Annotated in this window: 16 protein-coding genes; 9 read left to right on the top strand and 7 right to left on the bottom strand. The window is 71.4% G+C overall.

The annotated features are described in order from the left end of the window. Positions 1-60: 60 nt before the first annotated feature. From gap to AC6I72_RS24135, 6 genes are all read left to right on the top strand, one after another. Positions 61-1,068, top strand: coding sequence for a type I glyceraldehyde-3-phosphate dehydrogenase (gap, locus tag AC6I72_RS24110; RefSeq protein ID WP_366726458.1), 1,008 nt, complete (start codon positions 61-63; stop codon positions 1,066-1,068). Positions 1,069-1,234: 166 nt separating this feature from the next. Beyond that, positions 1,235-2,446, top strand: a complete 1,212-nt coding sequence (locus AC6I72_RS24115; RefSeq protein ID WP_037860769.1) for a phosphoglycerate kinase — start codon at positions 1,235-1,237, stop codon at positions 2,444-2,446. Between the two features lie 5 nt (positions 2,447-2,451). Then, complete coding sequence (tpiA, locus tag AC6I72_RS24120; RefSeq protein ID WP_366726456.1) at positions 2,452-3,228, top strand: triose-phosphate isomerase; 777 nt, start codon at positions 2,452-2,454, stop codon at positions 3,226-3,228. A 108-nt stretch (positions 3,229-3,336) separates the two neighbouring features. Continuing rightward, the gene (gene secG, locus AC6I72_RS24125) at positions 3,337-3,573 is read left to right on the top strand and encodes a preprotein translocase subunit SecG (protein ID WP_078884233.1); all 237 of its coding nucleotides are present in this window, start codon (positions 3,337-3,339) and stop codon (positions 3,571-3,573) included. Between the two features lie 209 nt (positions 3,574-3,782). Continuing rightward, a complete protein-coding gene (locus tag AC6I72_RS24130; protein WP_003957010.1) occupies positions 3,783-4,118 on the top strand; it encodes an RNA polymerase-binding protein RbpA in 336 nt (111 codons plus the stop codon). Between the two features lie 132 nt (positions 4,119-4,250). Next, complete coding sequence (locus AC6I72_RS24135) at positions 4,251-5,522, top strand: MFS transporter (protein ID WP_498003278.1); 1,272 nt, start codon at positions 4,251-4,253, stop codon at positions 5,520-5,522. A 149-nt stretch (positions 5,523-5,671) separates the two neighbouring features. Here the strand turns inward: AC6I72_RS24135 and pgl are convergent, their stop codons facing one another. Genes pgl through tkt form a run of 5 tightly spaced genes read right to left on the bottom strand, consistent with a single transcriptional unit; the run spans position 5,672 to position 12,289 of the window. Next, positions 5,672-6,454 carry a 6-phosphogluconolactonase gene (pgl, locus tag AC6I72_RS24140; protein ID WP_498003279.1) on the bottom strand — a complete coding sequence of 261 codons (783 nt, stop codon included), beginning with the start codon at positions 6,452-6,454 and terminating at the stop codon, positions 5,672-5,674. Then, on the bottom strand, positions 6,451-7,509 hold the full coding sequence (gene opcA, locus AC6I72_RS24145; protein ID WP_498003280.1) for a glucose-6-phosphate dehydrogenase assembly protein OpcA: 1,059 nt from the start codon (positions 7,507-7,509) through the stop codon (positions 6,451-6,453). Before opcA ends, pgl begins: the two co-directional genes overlap by 4 nt. After that, complete coding sequence (zwf, locus tag AC6I72_RS24150; protein WP_498003281.1) at positions 7,506-9,044, bottom strand: glucose-6-phosphate dehydrogenase; 1,539 nt, start codon at positions 9,042-9,044, stop codon at positions 7,506-7,508. Before zwf ends, opcA begins: the two co-directional genes overlap by 4 nt. Before the next feature lie 4 nt (positions 9,045-9,048). Further along, positions 9,049-10,167 (bottom strand): transaldolase, encoded by a 1,119-nt coding sequence (gene tal / locus AC6I72_RS24155; RefSeq protein ID WP_498003282.1) that lies wholly within the window; start codon positions 10,165-10,167, stop codon positions 9,049-9,051. A gap of 34 nt (positions 10,168-10,201) precedes the next feature. Continuing rightward, positions 10,202-12,289, bottom strand: a complete 2,088-nt coding sequence (tkt, locus tag AC6I72_RS24160; RefSeq protein WP_498003283.1) for a transketolase — start codon at positions 12,287-12,289, stop codon at positions 10,202-10,204. A gap of 432 nt (positions 12,290-12,721) precedes the next feature. On the opposite strand from tkt, the gene AC6I72_RS24165 reads away from it, so the two are divergent. The 3 genes from AC6I72_RS24165 to AC6I72_RS24175 all read left to right on the top strand — a co-directional run bounded on the left by AC6I72_RS24165 (position 12,722) and on the right by AC6I72_RS24175 (position 15,326). After that, positions 12,722-13,708 (top strand): heme o synthase, encoded by a 987-nt coding sequence (locus tag AC6I72_RS24165; protein ID WP_498003284.1) that lies wholly within the window; start codon positions 12,722-12,724, stop codon positions 13,706-13,708. A 93-nt stretch (positions 13,709-13,801) separates the two neighbouring features. Beyond that, the gene (locus AC6I72_RS24170; protein WP_498003285.1) at positions 13,802-14,134 is read left to right on the top strand and encodes a hypothetical protein; all 333 of its coding nucleotides are present in this window, start codon (positions 13,802-13,804) and stop codon (positions 14,132-14,134) included. 85 nt (positions 14,135-14,219) lie between these two features. Next, on the top strand, positions 14,220-15,326 hold the full coding sequence (locus AC6I72_RS24175) for an amidohydrolase family protein (protein WP_498003286.1): 1,107 nt from the start codon (positions 14,220-14,222) through the stop codon (positions 15,324-15,326). Between the two features lie 119 nt (positions 15,327-15,445). Here the strand turns inward: AC6I72_RS24175 and AC6I72_RS24180 are convergent, their stop codons facing one another. Next, entirely contained in the window at positions 15,446-16,459 is a 1,014-nt protein-coding gene (locus tag AC6I72_RS24180; protein ID WP_498003287.1) for a COX15/CtaA family protein, read from the bottom strand. Positions 16,460-16,528: 69 nt separating this feature from the next. Next, on the bottom strand, positions 16,529-17,245 hold the full coding sequence (locus AC6I72_RS24185) for an ABC transporter permease (RefSeq protein WP_498004802.1): 717 nt from the start codon (positions 17,243-17,245) through the stop codon (positions 16,529-16,531). Positions 17,246-17,390 lie beyond the last annotated feature (145 nt).

Here is a 17,390-nt window from a genome sequence, read left to right on the forward strand (position 1 = left end):
GGGACATCCCAATACAGCTCGCCGGCGTCGAAACCGGCGTACCAACGAGGAGATCGGTTCGTGACGATCCGCGTAGGCATCAACGGCTTTGGCCGCATCGGTCGTAACTACTTCCGCGCGCTGCTGGAGCAGGGTGCAGACATCGAGATCGTGGCTGTCAACGACCTGGGTGACACCGCGACCACCGCTCACCTGCTGAAGTACGACACCATCCTCGGCCGCCTCAAGCAGGAGGTCACGCACACCGAGGACACCATCACCGTCGACGGCAGGACCATCAAGGTCCTCTCCGAGCGCAACCCGGCCGACATCCCCTGGGGTGAGCTGGGCGTGGACATCGTCATCGAGTCCACCGGCATCTTCACCAAGAAGGAAGACGCCGAGAAGCACATCGCCGGCGGTGCCAAGAAGGTCATCATCTCCGCTCCGGCGAAGAACGAGGACGTCACCATCGTGATGGGCGTCAACCAGGACAAGTACGACGCCGCCAAGGACAACGTCATCTCCAACGCCTCGTGCACCACCAACTGTGTGGCGCCGATGGCGAAGGTCCTCGACGAGAACTTCGGCATCGTCCGCGGCCTGATGACCACGGTGCACGCGTACACCAACGACCAGCGGATCCTGGACTTCCCGCACAAGGACCTGCGCCGCGCCCGCGCCGCCGCCGAGAACATCATCCCGACCACCACCGGTGCCGCCAAGGCCACCGCGCTGGTCCTCCCGCAGCTCAAGGGCAAGCTGGACGGCATGGCGATGCGCGTCCCGGTCCCGACCGGCTCGGTCACCGACCTCGTCGTCGAGCTGTCCCGCGAGGTCACCAAGGAAGAGGTCAACGCCGCCTTCCAGAAGGCCGCCGAGGGCGAGCTGAAGGGCATCCTCGAGTACACCGAGGACCCGATCGTCTCCTCGGACATCGTCAACGCCCCGGCGTCCTGCACCTTCGACTCCTCCCTGACGATGGTCCAGGAGGGCAAGAACGTGAAGGTCATCGGCTGGTACGACAACGAGTGGGGCTACTCCAACCGCCTCGTCGACCTCACGGTCTTCATCGGCAACCAGCTCTGATCGGCAGAGCAGGCACCTCGATGTGAGAACAGGGCTCGGGCAGCGCACCACCGCGCGGTCCGGGCCCTGACGCACGTACGGCGGGCCGCTTCCTGCGGCCCGCCCGCGTGCGGATCGACCGGCCCTCGTACGATCAAGAGCCCCTCCTCCCAGGAGTCCCATTCCCATGAAGACGATCGACGAACTTCTCAGCGAAGGTGTGGACGGCAAGCGCGTCTTCGTCCGCGCCGACCTCAACGTGCCGCTGGCCGACGGTGTCATCACCGACGACGGCCGCATCCGCGCCGTGCTGCCCACCGTGAAGGCGCTCGCCGGCGCCGGCGCCAAGGTGATCGTGGCCTCGCACCTGGGCCGCCCCAAGGGTGCCCCGGACCCCGCCTTCTCGCTGCTGCCCGCCGCCGAGCGGCTCGGTGAACTGCTGGGCGCCCCCGTGGCCTTCGCCCAGGACACCGTCGGCCCCGCCGCGCACGCCGCGGTGGACGGCCTGCAGCCCGGCCAGGTCGCGGTCATCGAGAACCTGCGCTTCAACCCGGGCGAGACCGCCAAGGACGACGCCGAGCGCGGCGCCTTCGCGGACGCCCTCGCCGCCCTCGCGGACGTCTACGTCGGCGACGGGTTCGGTGCGGTGCACCGCGGGCACGCCTCGGTCTACGACCTGCCGGCCCGGCTGCCGCACTACGCCGGTTACCTCATCGCCACCGAGGTCGGCGTCCTGAAGAAGCTCACCGAGGACGTCAAGCGCCCCTACGTCGTCGCCCTCGGCGGCGCCAAGGTCTCCGACAAGCTCGCCGTCATCGACCAGCTGCTCGGCAAGGCCGACCGGCTGCTCATCGGCGGCGGCATGGCGTACACCTTCCTCAAGGCCAAGGGCTACGAGGTCGGCAAGTCCCTCCTCCAGGAGGACCAGATCCCGGCCGTCAAGGAGTACATGGAGCGCGCCGAGAAGCTGGGCGTCGAGCTGGTGCTGCCGGTGGACGCGCTGGTCTCGCCCGACTTCCCGGACCTGAAGACCAAGGCCCCGGCGCACCCCACCGCGGTCGCCGCCGACGCCATCCCGGCCGACCAGGAGGGCCTGGACATCGGGCCGCGGACCCGGGAGCTGTACGCCTCGAAGCTCGCCGACGCCGCCACCGTCTTCTGGAACGGGCCGATGGGCGTCTTCGAGCACCCCGACTTCGCCGAGGGCACCAAGGCGGTCGCCCAGGCCCTCGTCGACTCCGGCGGATTCACCGTGGTCGGCGGCGGCGACTCCGCCGCGGCCGTCCGTACGCTCGGTTTCGACGAGAACGCATTCGGCCACATCTCGACCGGCGGCGGCGCCTCCCTCGAATACCTCGAGGGCAAGACGCTCCCCGGCCTCGCCGCACTGGAGGACTGACCTCAATGACCACCCGCACGCCGCTGATGGCGGGCAACTGGAAGATGAACCTCAACCACCTCGAGGCCATCGCGCACGTCCAGAAGCTCGCCTTCGCCCTGGCCGACAAGGACTACGACGCCGTCGAGGTCGCCGTCCTGCCGCCCTTCACCGACCTGCGCTCCGTGCAGACCCTGGTCGACGGCGACAAGCTCAAGATCAAGTACGGCGCCCAGGACATCTCGCAGCACGACTCCGGCGCCTACACCGGCGAGATCTCCGGCCCGATGCTGGCCAAGCTCAAGTGCACCTACGTGGCGATCGGGCACTCCGAGCGGCGCCAGTACCACAACGAGACCGACGAGCTGGTGAACGCCAAGGTCAAGGCCGCCTACAAGCACGGTCTGACCCCGATCCTGTGCGTCGGCGAGGAGCTGGACGTCCGCGAGGCCGGCAACCACGTCTCCCACACCCTCGCCCAGGTCGAGGGCGGTCTGAAGGACATCCCGGCCGAGCAGGCCGAGTCCGTCGTGATCGCCTACGAGCCCGTCTGGGCCATCGGCACCGGCAAGGTCTGCGGTGCCGAGGACGCCCAGGAGGTCTGCGCCGCCATCCGCGCCAAGCTCGCCGAGCTGTACTCGCAGGACGTGGCCGACAAGATCCGCATCCAGTACGGCGGCTCCGTCAAGTCGGGCAACGTCGCCGAGATCATGGGCCAGGCCGACATCGACGGCGCCCTGGTCGGCGGCGCCTCGCTGGACGCCGACGAGTTCGTCAAGATCGTCAGGTTCCGCGAGCAGTGAGCCGGACGTGAGTAGGCGGTAGCGGCGATACGTCGTACCCTGGCGGGGGCACAGCCGAGGTGCTGTGCCCCCCGTCGTCCATCCGTATCCGAGGAAGTTGGTCCAGCCGTGGTTTTGGGGTTCTCGATCGCCCTGATCGTCTTCAGCCTGCTGCTGATGCTGCTGGTGCTGATGCACAAGGGGAAGGGCGGCGGCCTCTCCGACATGTTCGGCGGCGGCATGCAGTCGTCCGTCGGCGGCTCCTCCGTCGCCGAGCGCAACCTCGACCGCATCACCGTCGTGGTCGGTCTGCTGTGGCTCGCGTGCATCATCGTCCTCGGCATCCTGATGAAGTCCAACAGCTGACGAGCGGGCGAAGCCCGTTCATTCCGCACGGAAGGCCCCATGGTCGGTACGCGCCCACGAGCGCGGCCTATCATGGGGCTTGCGTCTGTGTGCGGGGGGCGGTAACTCCCATCACTGGACGCGCGTTGGGCCTTACGTAGACTGAGGCGCTCGCAGCGAAGCGGTACGCCGACTCGTTTCGCGGCACCATCACGCAGGGAGTTACGACCGTGGCAAGTGGCAACGCGATCCGGGGGAGCCGGGTCGGAGCGGGGCCGATGGGCGAGGCCGAGCGCGGCGAGTCCGCGCCGCGCCTGCGCATCTCCTTCTGGTGCTCCAACGGGCACGAGACGCAGCCCAGTTTCGCCAGCGACGCACAGGTGCCCGACACCTGGGACTGCCCGCGCTGCGGCTTCCCGGCCGGCCAGGACCGGGACAACCCGCCGGACCCGCCGCGCACGGAGCCCTACAAGACGCACCTCGCCTACGTGCGCGAGCGGCGCAGCGACGCGGACGGCGAGGCGATCCTCGCCGAGGCGCTCGCCAAACTCCGGGGCGAGATCTAGCAGTTGACGCCCCGTCGGGTGCCCTCCCGGCACTCGTGACGAGTCCGCGCCCTCCCCGGCCGGCCGCCGCCGAGGCGATTGTCAGTGGTGCCCTCTACGGTTTGTGCATCGACGAATCGTGAGGGGGCGGCGATGACGACGCTGGACGCGGCCGAGGCCGTGACACGGCCCGCGTGGGGCGGGGCTTTCGGACGGCTGTGGAGCGCCGCCGTGCTGTCCAGCTTCGGCGACGCGCTGCGCACGGCCGCGCTGCCCCTGCTCGCCGCCTCCCTGACCGGTGACCCCCTGCTCATCGCCTCCGTCGCGGCCTGCGGCTATCTGCCCTGGATCCTCTTCGGACTGCTGGGCGGCGCGGTCGCCGACCGGGTGGACCAGCGGCGCGCGATGTGGACGGTGGACGCGGTACGCGGCCTGCTGGTCGGTGGTTTCGCCGTGACCGTCGCCCTCGGGCACGCCTCGATCGCCCTGCTCATCGCCCTGGCCTTCGCGCTCACCACACTCCAGACCCTCTTCGACAACGCGGCGACGGCCCTGCTGCCCGCCCTGGTCGACCGGGCGGCGCTCGGCAGCGCCAACGCCCGGCTGATGACGGGACAGCGCATCGCCGGCGGCCTCCTGGGCGGCCCGGTGGTGCCCGTCCTGCTCGGCGCCGGCGCCGCCGCGCCCTTCGCCGCCGACGCCGTCACCTTCGTCCTGGCCGCGGCGCTCGTGGCCTCGCTGCGGACCCCGGCACCCGAGCGCGGGCCGAGACCGGCGGGCAGCACCCTGCGCCGGGAGATCACCGACGGTCTGCGCGTGCTGGGGCGGGACCGGGCCCTGAGAGGTCTGTGCACCGCCACCGCCCTGTGCAACGTCGGCATGGCCGCCCTCATCGCGACCCTGGTCGTGCTGGTGACGCGCTGGCTGCACGCCGGATCCGGCGGGTACGCGGCGGCGATGACCGCCTACACGGTCGGCAGTCTGGCCGGGGGCGCGGCCAACGGCCCGATCGTCGCCCGCCTCGGCCGCATGCGGGCCGTGCTGCTGGCCGGTACGACGCAGATCGCCGCCCTCACCGTCATGGGCACGGTGCGCAGCCTGACCGCGCTGGTGGCGGCGATGGCCGTCTTCGGCCTCATGGGCATGGTCTGGAACGTCAACACGACCACGCTGATGCAGCAGCGCAGCCCCGCCCCCGTGCTGGGCCGGGTCAGCGCCGCCTTCCGGACCCTGGCCGTCGCCGGGGCCCCGCTGGGCGCCCTGCTGGGCGGTGCCGTCGCCAGCGCCTGGGGCCCCAGCACACCGGCGCTGCTCACGGCCGGGTTCTTCGTCCTGTCCGTCGCCGCGCTGATACGCGTGCGCGAGCAGCCCCCGGTCGGCAGCGCCGACGGGGACGGTGCGGCGGGCGCTGAGGACACCCGCTGAGCCGGCGGGGGACAGGCGGGCTCGGCGCCGTTCCGGCCGTGAGGGTGCCGGGCCGGTCCGGCCGAGCGCATACGACGGGGGCGGCACGAGCTGTCCTGCCCGTGCCGCCCCCGGATGCCGGTCCGTCGTCGCCCGGTCGCCGTCGCCGGTCAGGCCGACGCCGGCGGGTACAGCGACCTCGGCAGCTGCGACGCCGCCGCCGCGTCCAGCAGCCACAGCGTGCGCGCGCGGCCGTAGGCACCCGCCGCCGGGGCCTGGATCTCGCCCGCGCCGGACAGCGCCATCGCCACCGCGTTCGCCTTGTCCTCGCCCGCCGCGAGCAGCCACACCTCACGGGCCGAGCGGATCGCGGGCAGGGTGAGGGAGACACGGGTGGGCGGCGGCTTCGGCGAGCCGTGCACGCCGATGACCGTGCGCTCCGTCTCCCGCACCCCCGGAAGCTCCGGGAACAGGGACGCCACGTGCGTGTCCGGGCCGACGCCCAGCATCAGCACGTCGAAGGTGGGGACCGAGCCGTGGTTGGCGGGGCCGGCCGCGCGGGCCAGCTCCTCGGCATAGGCATCCGCCGCCGCCTCGACGTCCGTGCCCCACGGGCCGTCCGAGGCGGGCATCACGTGCACCCGCTTCGGATCCAGCGGGACGGAGTCCAGGAGGGCCTCCTTGGCCTGCGTGATGTTGCGCTCGGGATCGCCCTCGGGAAGGAACCGCTCGTCACCCCACCACAGGTCGAGCCGGCCCCAGTCGACGGCGTCGCGGGCGGGCGCCGCGGCCAGCGCGGCCAGCACGCCGTTGCCGTTGCGGCCACCGGTCAGCACCACGGACGCGGAGCCCGTGGAGGCCTGCGCGTCCACGATCTTCGTGATCAGCCGGGCCGCGGCGGCCTGCGCCATCAGCTCCTTGTCACGGTGGACGACCAGCTGCGGAGTGCTCACTTCGCCGCCGCCTTCCGGGTCGGGGACTTGCGGGCGGTCTTGGCGGCGGCGCGGCCTGCGGGCGCCTTCGCCGTCTCCTCCTCGGAGGTGGCCACCGCGACCGCCGCCCCGGCGGAGGCCTGCGGCGCGGAGCCGTTCAGCCGCTCCACCCCGAAGCGCAGCGCCGACGCGTAGGTGTCGTCCGGGTCGAGCCGCCGCAGTTCCTCCGCGATGAGTTCGGCCGTCTCCCGCCGCTTGAGGGCCACCGCGCGTTCCGGCTGCCCCTGGACGGAGAGCGTGGCCAGCCTGCCGTCGGCCCGGCCCAGCTCGATCGGACCGCAGGTGGTGTCCATACGGACCGCGGTCAGCCCCGGTCCGGAGGACAGCGAGCGCTTCACCGGCACGTCCAGCCGGTCCGCGAGCCACATCGCCAGCAGCTCGCAGCTCGGGTTGAACTCCTCGCCCTCCACCTCGACCGACCGGACCTCGCAGGTCACCTGGTCGAGCGCGGCGGCCAGCATGGACCGCCACGGCGTGATCCGGGTCCACGCCAGATCCGTGTCGCCGGGGGTGTACGCCTCGGCCCGCGCGGCCAGTTCCCGCACCGGGTCCTCGCAGGCGTAGGCGTCGGTGACCCGGCGCTGCGCCAGCGCGCCGAGGGGGTCCTCGGCCGGTGCCAGCGGGCCGTTCACCGGCCACCAGACGACGACCGGCGCGTCCGGCAGCAGCAGCGGCAGCACCACGGACTGGGCGTGGTCGCAGACCTCGCCGTACAGCCGCAGGACGACCGTCTCGCCGGTCCCGGCCTCCGCGCCCACCCGTACCTCGGCGTCCAGCCGCGAGGCCGTGCGGTCGCGCAGGGTGCGCGAGACGCGCCGGATGACGACCAGCGTGCGCGAGGGGTGTTCGCGGGAGGCGTCGCCGGCGGCCTTGAGGGCGTCGTAGGCGTTCTCCTCGTCGGTGACGATGACGAGGGTGAGCACCATGCCCACGGCGGGCGTGCCGATCGCCCGGCGGCCCTGCACGAGCGCCTTGTTGATCTTCCCGGCGGTGGTGTCGGTCAGGTCTATCTTCATGGCCGGCGCCAGCTCCGTCCGTCTCGTGCGAGCATCTCGTCCGCCTCGGCCGGTCCCCACGTCCCGGACGCGTACTGCGCGGGCCTGCCGTGGGTGTCCCAGTACTCCTCGATCGGGTCGAGGATCTTCCAGGACAGCTCGACCTCCTCCGTGCGCGGGAAGAGGTTGGAGTCGCCGAGCAGCACGTCCAGGATGAGCCGCTCGTACGCCTCCGGGCTGGACTCGGTGAAGGACTCGCCGTAGGCGAAGTCCATGGAGACGTCCCGGATCTCCATCGACGTGCCCGGCACCTTCGAGCCGAAGCGCACGGTCACGCCCTCGTCGGGCTGGACGCGGATGACGACCGCGTTCTGGCCCAGCTCCTCGGTGGCCGTGGTGTCGAAGGGGGAGTGCGGGGCGCGCTGGAAGACCACCGCGATCTCGGTGACCCGGCGGCCCAGCCGCTTGCCGGTGCGCAGATAGAAGGGGACGCCCGCCCAGCGGCGGTTGTCGATCTCCAGTTTGACGGCCGCGTAGGTGTCGGTCTTCGACTTCTTGTCGATGCCGTCCTCTTCGAGGTAGCCGATGACCTTCTCGCCGCCCTGCCAGCCGGCCGCGTACTGCCCGCGCACGGTCGTCGAGCCGAGGTCCCCGGGCAGCCGGACGGCGCCGAGCACCTTCTCCTTCTCCGCCGCCAGCGCGTCCGCGCCGAAAGAGGCGGGCTCCTCCATCGCGGTGAGCGCCATCAGCTGGAGCAGGTGGTTCTGGATGACGTCACGGGCGGCGCCGATGCCGTCGTAGTACCCGGCCCGGCCGCCGATGCCGATGTCCTCGGCCATGGTGATCTGCACGTGGTCCACGAAGGACCGATTCCAGATCGGCTCGAACATCTGGTTGGCGAAGCGCAGCGCCAGGATGTTCTGGACGGTCTCCTTGCCCAGGTAGTGGTCGATGCGGAAGACCTGGTCCGGGGCGAAGACCTCGTGGACGACCTTGTTCAGCTCCTCGGCCGACTCCAGGTCGTGGCCGAACGGCTTCTCGATGACCGCGCGCCGCCAGGAGCCGCTCGTCTGGTCGGCCAGCTGGTGCTTCTTCAGCTGCTGGATGACGACCGGGAAGGACTTCGGCGGTACGGACAGGTAGAAGGCGAAGTTGCCGCCCGTGCCCTGCGCCTTGTCGAGTTCCTCGATGGTGTCGCGCAGCCGTTCGAACGCCTCGTCGTCGTCGAAGGTGCCCTGCACGAACCGCATGCCCTGGCTGAGCTGCTGCCAGACCTCCTCGCGGAACGGCGTGCGCGAGTGCTCCTTGACGGCGTCGTGCACGACCTGGGCGAAGTCCTCGTGCTCCCAGTCGCGCCGGGCGAAGCCGACCAGCGAGAAGCCCGGCGGCAGCAGCCCCCGGTTGGCGAGGTCGTAGACGGCGGGCATCAGCTTCTTGCGCGACAGGTCGCCCGTCACGCCGAAGATGACCAGGCCCGACGGCCCCGCGATACGCGGGAGCCGTCGGTCGGCGGGGTCACGGAGCGGGTTCGCCCCGGTGCCGGAAAGAGGCGACAAGGCGTCAGCCCTCCGCGGGGGCGAGGCGCTCCAGCTCCGCCTCGGTCGACTTCAGCAGGTCGTTCCAGGAGCCCTCGAACTTGTCGACGCCCTCGTCCTCCAGGACCTGGACCACCTCGTCGTAGGAGATGCCGATCCGCTCCAGCGCGTCGAGGTCGGCACGGGCCTGCTCGTAGGTGCCGCGGACCGCGTCGCCACGGATCTCGCCGTGGTCCTCGGTGGCCTCCAGGGTGGCCTCCGGCATGGTGTTCACCGTGTTCGGCGCCACCAGTTCCTCGACGTACATGGTGTCCTTGTACGCCTTGTCCTTCACACCGGTGGAGGCCCACAGCGGACGCTGCTTGTTCGCGCCCGCGTTCTCCAGCGCGTTCCAGCGGTCGGAGGAGAAGACCTCCTCGTACGCCTGGTAGGCCAGGCGCGCGTTGGCCACGCCGGCCTTGCCGCGCAGGGCCTTGGCCTCGTCGGTGCCCATCTCGTCGATGCGCCGGTCGATCTCGGTGTCGACGCGGGAGACGAAGAAGGACGCCACCGAGTGGATCTTGGACAGGTCCAGGCCGCGCTCCTTGGCCTTCTCCAGGCCGGTCAGGTAGGCGTCCATGACCTTGCGGTAGCGCTCCAGCGAGAAGATCAGCGTGACGTTGACGCTGATCCCGTTGCCGATGGTCTCGGCGATGGCCGGCAGACCCGCCTCGGTGGCCGGGATCTTGATGAGCGTGTTGGGGCGGTCCACCAGCCAGGCCAGCTGGCGGGCCTCGGCGACCGTCGCCTTGGTGTTGTGCGCCAGACGGGGGTCGACCTCGATGGAGACCCGGCCGTCCTGGCCGTCGGTGGCGTCGAAGACCGGGCGCAGGATGTCGGCGGCGTCGCGGACGTCCGCCGTGGTGATCATGCGGATGGCCTCTTCGACGGTGACCCGGCGGGCGGCGAGGTCCGACACCTGCTGGTCGTAGCCGTCGCCCTGCGAGATCGCCTTCTGGAAGATCGTCGGGTTGGTGGTGACGCCCACGACGTGCTGCTGGTCGATCAGCTCGGCGAGGTTGCCGGACGTGATCCGCTTGCGCGACAGGTCGTCCAGCCAGATCGCGACGCCTTCATCGGAGAGGCGCTTGAGTGCGTCTGTCATGGAAATTGCATCTCCTACGTGTCGTATATGAGCGTCAGCGCTGGGCGGCGGCGAGGGATTCCCGCGCCTTGGCGGCCACGTTCTCGGCGGTGAAACCGAATTCGCGGAACAGCACCTTGGCGTCGGCGGAAGCACCGAAGTGCTCCAGGGAAACAATGCGTCCGGCGTCCCCGACGTACTTGTGCCAGGTCAGGGCGACACCGGCCTCGACCGCGACGCGGGCGCGCACGGCCGGGGGCAGCACGCTGTCCCGGTACCCCTGGTCCTGCTCCTCGAACCACTCGACGCACGGCATGGACACCACGCGGGTGGGAACGCCGTCGGCCTGGAGCTGCTCACGCGCCTCCACGGCCACGTGCACCTCGGAGCCGGTGGCGATCAGGATGACCTGCGGCTCGCCGCCCTCGGCCTCGAACAGGACGTAGCCGCCGCGGACGGTGTCGTCGTTGGGCTCGTACGTCGGCACGCCCTGGCGGGTCAGCGCGAGGCCGTGCGGGGCGCCCTTGCCGAACTCCTTGGTCCAGCGGCGCTGGATCTCGGTCCAGGCGATGGCGGTCTCGTTGGCGTCGGCGGGGCGGACCACGTTCAGGCCGGGGATGGCGCGCAGCGAGGCCAGGTGCTCGACGGGCTGGTGGGTGGGGCCGTCCTCGCCCAGGCCGATGGAGTCGTGCGTCCACACGTACGTCACCGGCAGGTGCATCAGCGCGGACAGGCGCACCGCGTTGCGCATGTAGTCGGAGAAGACCAGGAAGGTGCCGCCGTACGCGCGGGTGTTGCCGTGCAGCGTGATGCCGTTCAGCTCGGCGCCCATCGAGTGCTCGCGGATGCCGAAGTGGATCGTGCGGCCGTAGGGGCTCGCCTCCGGCAGCGGGTTGCCCTCGGGCAGGAACGACGACGTCTTGTCGATCGTGGTGTTGTTCGAGCCGGCCAGGTCGGCGGAGCCGCCCCACAGCTCGGGCAGCACCTCGCCGAGCGCCTGGAGCACCTTGCCGGAGGCCGCGCGGGTGGCCACGCTCTTGCCCGCCTCGAAGACCGGGATCTTCTCGGCCCAGCCGGCCGGCAGCTCGGCGGCGGCGATGCGGTCGAACTCGGCGGCCCGCTCCGCGTTCGCCTCACGCCAGGCCTGGAAGGACTTCTCCCAGGTGGCCTTCGCCTGCCGGCCGCGCTCCAGCGCCTGGCGGGTGTGGCCGATGACCTCGTCGGAGACGTCGAAGTGCTTGTCGGGGTCGAAGCCGAGGACGCGCTTGGTGGCCGCGACCTCGTCCTCGCCCAGCGCCGAGCCGTGCGCGGCCTCGGTGTTCTGCGCGTGCGGGGCCGGCCAGGCGATGATCGAGCGCATCGCGATGAAGGACGGCCGGTCGGTGACCGCCTTGGCCTCCTGGATCGCCGCGTAGATGGCCTGCGGGTCCAGGTCGCCGTCGGCCTTGGGCTCCACGCGCTGCACGTGCCAGCCGTAGGCCTCGTACCGCTTGACGGTGTCCTCGGAGACGGCCGTCTCGGTGTCGCCCTCGATCGAGATGTGGTTGTCGTCCCACAGCAGGATCAGGTTGCCGAGCTTCTGGTGGCCGGCCATCGAGGACGCCTCGGCGGAGATGCCCTCCTGGAGGCAGCCGTCACCGGCGATGCAGTAGACGAAGTGGTCGAAGGGGGACTGGCCGGCGGGGGCCTCAGGGTCGAACAGGCCGCGCTCGTAGCGGGACGCCATCGCCATGCCCACGGCGTTGGCCACGCCCTGGCCCAGCGGACCGGTCGTCGTCTCCACACCGGCCGTGTGCCCGTACTCCGGGTGGCCCGGGGTCTTGGAGCCCCAGGTGCGGAAGGACTCCAGGTCCTCCAGCTCCAGGCCGAACCCGGCCAGGTACAGCTGGGTGTAGAGGGTCAGGGAGGAATGACCGGCGGACAGCACGAAGCGGTCGCGGCCCACCCACTGCGGGTCGGCGGGGTCGTGCCGCATCACCTTCTGGAACAGGGTGTAGGCGGCAGGAGCCAGGCTCATCGCCGTACCCGGATGGCCGTTTCCGACCTTCTGTACGGCATCGGCGGCCAGGACGCGCGCGGTGTCCACCGCACGCTGGTCCAACTCGGTCCACTCGAGGTCTGCGGTGGTCGGCTTGGTGCTCACCCTGGTTCAGGGCTCCTCTCCACATGTCGGATGCCGGTGCGCGTGTCCGGGCACCGGCTGCCGGCGTTCTGGCGCCGGCCGGCCGCTGTTGAGCCTACCCCCGTAAAGACGTGCGTTTTTTCGAGTCATTCAAGACTGCCGGGACTCCGGGAAATCCGCCTCCCGACGGCTCCTTCCCTTATTCGGCAAGTGAATACGGGGGCGCTCATCCGATCGCTCATTCGAGCCGTCGCGCGCCCGTCGGAAACCCATTCCGGATGCCCGCGCCGGCCGGCCCGCGCGAGCACCGCCCGGCGGCCGCCGGGCGGGCGGCGCCAACACGACCCACCCCCGCGAATGTCCGGGTCTGGGCAACGTCTACAGTGGCGTGGTACGCGCGAGTCTTTACCCCCTGTTCACAGGGACGGGGCTCGCTGGGAGTCTCTGTCAGGGGTGTGCGTGACGGCCGTCGAATCCCGTCCTGGGGGTCCCTCCCAGGCCCTTAAGGCCCTGGGGGAGGGAGTACTCGGTGCAGGTCAGAGCCCGAGCAACCGGTCGTTCGGGGCCCGTGCCAAGGCGTTCGTGGCACTGACCAAGCCGCGGATCATCGAGCTGCTGCTCATCACCACCGTTCCGGTGATGTTCCTGGCGCAGCAGGGTGTGCCCAACCTGAAACTGGTGCTGCTCACCTGCGTCGGCGGCTACCTCTCCGCGGGCGGCGCCAACGCGCTCAACATGTACATCGACCGTGACATCGACGCGCTCATGGACCGCACCTCGCAGCGCCCGCTGGTCACCGGGATGGTCAGCCCGCGCGAGTGCCTCGCCTTCGGCATCACCCTGGCGGTGGTCTCGACGCTGCTGTTCGGTCTCACCGTCAACTGGCTGTCGGCGTGGCTGTCGCTCGGAGCGCTCCTCTTCTACGTCGTCGTCTACACGATGCTCCTCAAACGGCGCACGTCGCAGAACATCGTGTGGGGCGGCATCGCCGGCTGCCTGCCGGTGCTCATCGGCTGGTCCTCCGTCACGAACTCCATGTCGTGGGCGCCGGTCATCCTCTTCCTCGTCATGTTCTTCTGGACGCCGCCGCACTACTGGCCGCTGTCCATGAAGGTCAAGGAGGACTACGCGCGCGTGGGCGTGCCGATGCTCCCGGTGATCGCCTCCAACAAGGTGGTCGCCCGGCAGATCGTCATCTACAGCTGGGTGATGGTCGTCGTCTCGCTGCTGCTGACCCCGCTCGGCTACACGGGCTGGTTCTACACGGTGGTCGCCCTCCTGGCCGGCGGCTTCTGGCTGTGGGAGGCGCACGGGCTGCAGAACCGCGCCAAGGCCGAGGTGACCGGCGCGAAGCTGAAGGAGATGCGCCTGTTCCACTGGTCGATCACCTACGTGTCGATCCTCTTCGTCGCGGTGGCGGTGGACCCCTTCCTGCGCTGACATCCCCTGACGTCCGCTACGGGCGGGGCGCGTGGTCAAGGCCACGTACCCCGCCCGTCGCCGTTCCCTCTACCCGTCGGTAGCATCCTGGCCATGGCAGACACGCAGCAGGTTGACCCCAAGGCCGAGCGCAAGGCGGCCCGCCTCGCCCAGCGGATCGGCTCCTTCGCCAAGGCGCACGGCGGGGCCGAGGGACAGGTCGCGTACATCGGGCAGCGCGGCGCCCGGATCGTCCTCGTCGGCGAGGACGGCGCCTGGGGCGACATCGTGGCCCCCACCTACGCCATCGCCGAGCAGGCCGTGCGCGAGTCCGGGATCACCGTCCACGAGACCTTCGACGGCGAGTTCGCCGCCAAGGTGCGCACGGGCCCGTACGAGTGGAAGCGGATGGCCGGCATCCAGCTCGGCGGCCCGGCCAACGGCTGAACAAAGCCGCGGGGCGGGCACCACCTGAGAGCCGGTTCACCCGTTAGGACCTTACGGAGGATGTGGTCCAGCCGGGGGAGACCGGATGATCGAAACGCCGTCCCTCGTGGACCAGTACTGCCACGGCGTCCTGCGAACGGAACTGGGCCTCGGCACCTTCGAGGCCCAGCTGGCCAGCACCGAGGGCCCGCCCGCCCCGGGCACCACCCTCTTCGACACCCAGACCGGTTTCGCCGTACGCCGCTGGTGCCCCCCGCTGCTCGGCCTGGAACCGCACTGCCCGCCCGCCCGCTACCTCGCCCGGCGCCGCGAGCTGGGCGTCCTGGAGGCCGGCCGCAGACTGCTGCGCGGCAGCGGCGTCACCGCCTACCTGGTGGACACCGGGGTCCCCGGCGACCTCACGGGGCCGGGCGAGATGGCCTCGGCGGGGGCCGCCGCCGCCCACGAGGTCGTCCGCCTGGAACTCCTCGCCGAGCAGGTCGCCGACACCTCGGGAACCGTCGGGTCCTTCCTGGCGAACCTCGCCGAGTCGGTGCACGGCGCGGCGGCCCAGGCGGTCGCCTTCACCTCTGTGGCGGGCCTGCGGCACGGTCTGGCGCTCGCGCCCGAGCCGCCGGGGCCCAGCCAGGTGCGCGGTGCCGCGGGACGCTGGCTGGCCCGGCGGGAGGTCGGCGGCGAGCTGCGCGATCCGGTGCTGCTGCGCCACCTGCTGTGGACCGCGGTGGCCTCCGGGCGGCCGCTCCAGCTGCACGCCGGGCCGGCCGGCCCGGGCGGACGTGCCGACCGCACGGACCCGGTGCTGCTGACGGACTTCGTCCGCGCGACCGCGGGCCTGGGCACCGACCTGGTCCTGCTGCACGGCTACCCGTACCACCGCAACGCCGCGCACCTCGCCGCGGTCTTCCCGCACGTGTACACCGACTCGGGCGCCGCGCCGGCGCGCACCGGCGCACGGGCCGCCACGGTGCTCGCCGAGGTCCTGGAGCTGGCCCCCTTCGGCAAGGTCCTCTTCTCCAGCGGCGCCGGCGCACTGCCCGAGCTGCACCTGGTGGGGGCCCGGCTGTTCCGTGAGGCGCTGGGGCGGGTGCTCGGCGCCTGGGTCGCGGAGGGCGCCTGGTCGGCGCAGGACGCGCGGCGGGTGGCACGGATGGTCGCCGCGGGCAACGCACGGCGGGTGTACGGGCTCGGGTGACCCGCCGGCTTCCGGAACCCGCGGGCGCCCCGGTGGGCGGACACCGCGCGGGCGTCCTGTCCGAGGCGCCTTGCCCGCAAGCGCCCCGGGGCGCGGGCCGCCGACGCGGCCCGGCGGCGTCACGCCTTCGTCAGCGAGGCCGTCTCCACGGGTGCCTCCGGCAGCCCGCCGCTCACGGTCTGCGGCCGCTCGCGCAGCGACAGCAGCACCCGCAGCACGCCGATCCACATCAGGCAGGACCCCAGCATGTGCAGGCCCACCAGGACCTCCGGCAGGTGCGTGAAGTACTGCACGTAACCGATGACGCCCTGGGCGAGCAGGATCAGGAACAGGTCCCGCGTGCGGTGCAGCGGTCCCTCGGGCGCGTCCACGGCCTTGAGGACGAACCACAGGGCGAACGTCAGCGTCACCACGATCCAGGCCAGCACCGCGTGCGCCTTGGCGACCGTCTCCCAGTCGAGCGGGATGCGCTCGACCTCGGCGGAGTCGCCCGCGTGCGGACCGGCGCCGGTCACCACCGTGCCCGCCGCGATCAGCAGCACGCTCGCGACGACCAGGAACCACACCAGCTGCTGCACCGCCTTGCCGACCAGCGGACGCGGCTGCCCGTCACCCTCACGGGTGCGCTGCCACGTCACCGTGGCGACCGCGATCAGCGCGGTGGTGAGCAGGAAGTGCGCCGCGACGGTGTAGGGGTTGAGCCCGACGAGGACGACGATGCCGCCGAGCACCGCGTTGCCCATGACGACCCAGAACTGAGCCCAGCCCAGCCGGGTCAGGCCGCGCCGCCAGGGCTTCTGCGCGCGGGCGGCGACGATGGCCCAGCCGACGGCGGCGCACAGCACGTACGTCAGCATGCGGTTGCCGAACTCGATGACGCCGTGGAAGCCCATCGCACGGGTCGTGGTCAGCGAGTCGTCGGTGCAGGTCGGCCAGGTGGGGCAGCCCAGGCCGGAGCCGGTCAGCCGCACGGCGCCGCCGGTGACGACGATGATCACCGCCATGACGAGCGCGGCCATGGCCGCCCGCTGGACGGTCCTGGGCTGCGGGGTCCAGCGTTCGGCGATGAAGGCGAGCGGGTTGCGCACGGCGGATACGGCGTCGTCGCGGGTCAGGTTCGGCACGCGTTCCATCGTAGGCCGCCGCTTGTGCACGCTTTCACGAGGGTCCGTCTCACGAGGGTCCACGGAGGTCTGCGGTCCCTACTCCCAGCGGAAGAACTTCCCGGCGGCGGCCAGGGCAACGACCGCCCACACGGCGAGGATCCCGGCGTCGCCCCACGGCATCGCGGCGCCGTGCTGGAGCACGTCCCGTAGCCCGTCGGACAGGGCCGAGATCGGCAGCAGACCCAGCACGTCCTGGGCCCCGGCGGGGAACTTGTCCAAGGGCACGATCACGCCGCCGCCGACGAGCAGCAGCAGGAAGACCAGGTTGGCTGCGGCCAGGGTCGCCTCGGCCTTGAGCGTGCCGGCCATCAGCAGGCCGAGCCCGGAGAAGGCGGCCGTGCCGAGCACCAGCAGCACCAGCACGGCGAGCGGGCCGCCGTGCGGGGACCAGCCGAGCGCGAAGGCGATCACGGTCAGCAGGATCACCTGGAGCACCTCGGTGACCAGCACGGACACCGTCTTGGCGGTCATCAGGGCCCAGCGCGGCAGCGGGGAGGAGGCCAGCCGCTTCAGGACGCCGTAGCGGCGCTCGAAGCCGGTGGCGATGGCCTGCCCGGTGAACGCCGTCGACATGACGGCGAGTGCCAGGACGCCGGGTGTGAGGAAGTCCACGGCCTTGCCCGCGCCGGTGTCCACGATGTCCACGGAGCTGAACAGCGCCAGCAGCAGGGTCGGGATGACGACGGTGAGCAGCAGCTGCTCGCCGTTGCGCAGCAGCATCTTCGTCTCCAGCACCGCCTGTGCCGCGATCATGCGGGTCAGCGGGGCGGCGCCGGGATCGGGCGTGTACGTGCCCGTCGGTGAGCCGGTGGCGGTGGTCACGAGCGCAGCTCCTTGCCGGTCGGCTCCAGGCTGTGTCCTCCCGGGGGGCGACCCCCGGACCCCCGGCCGGGCTCGG

It is taken from the genome of Streptomyces sp. Xyl84, assembly GCF_059731885.1.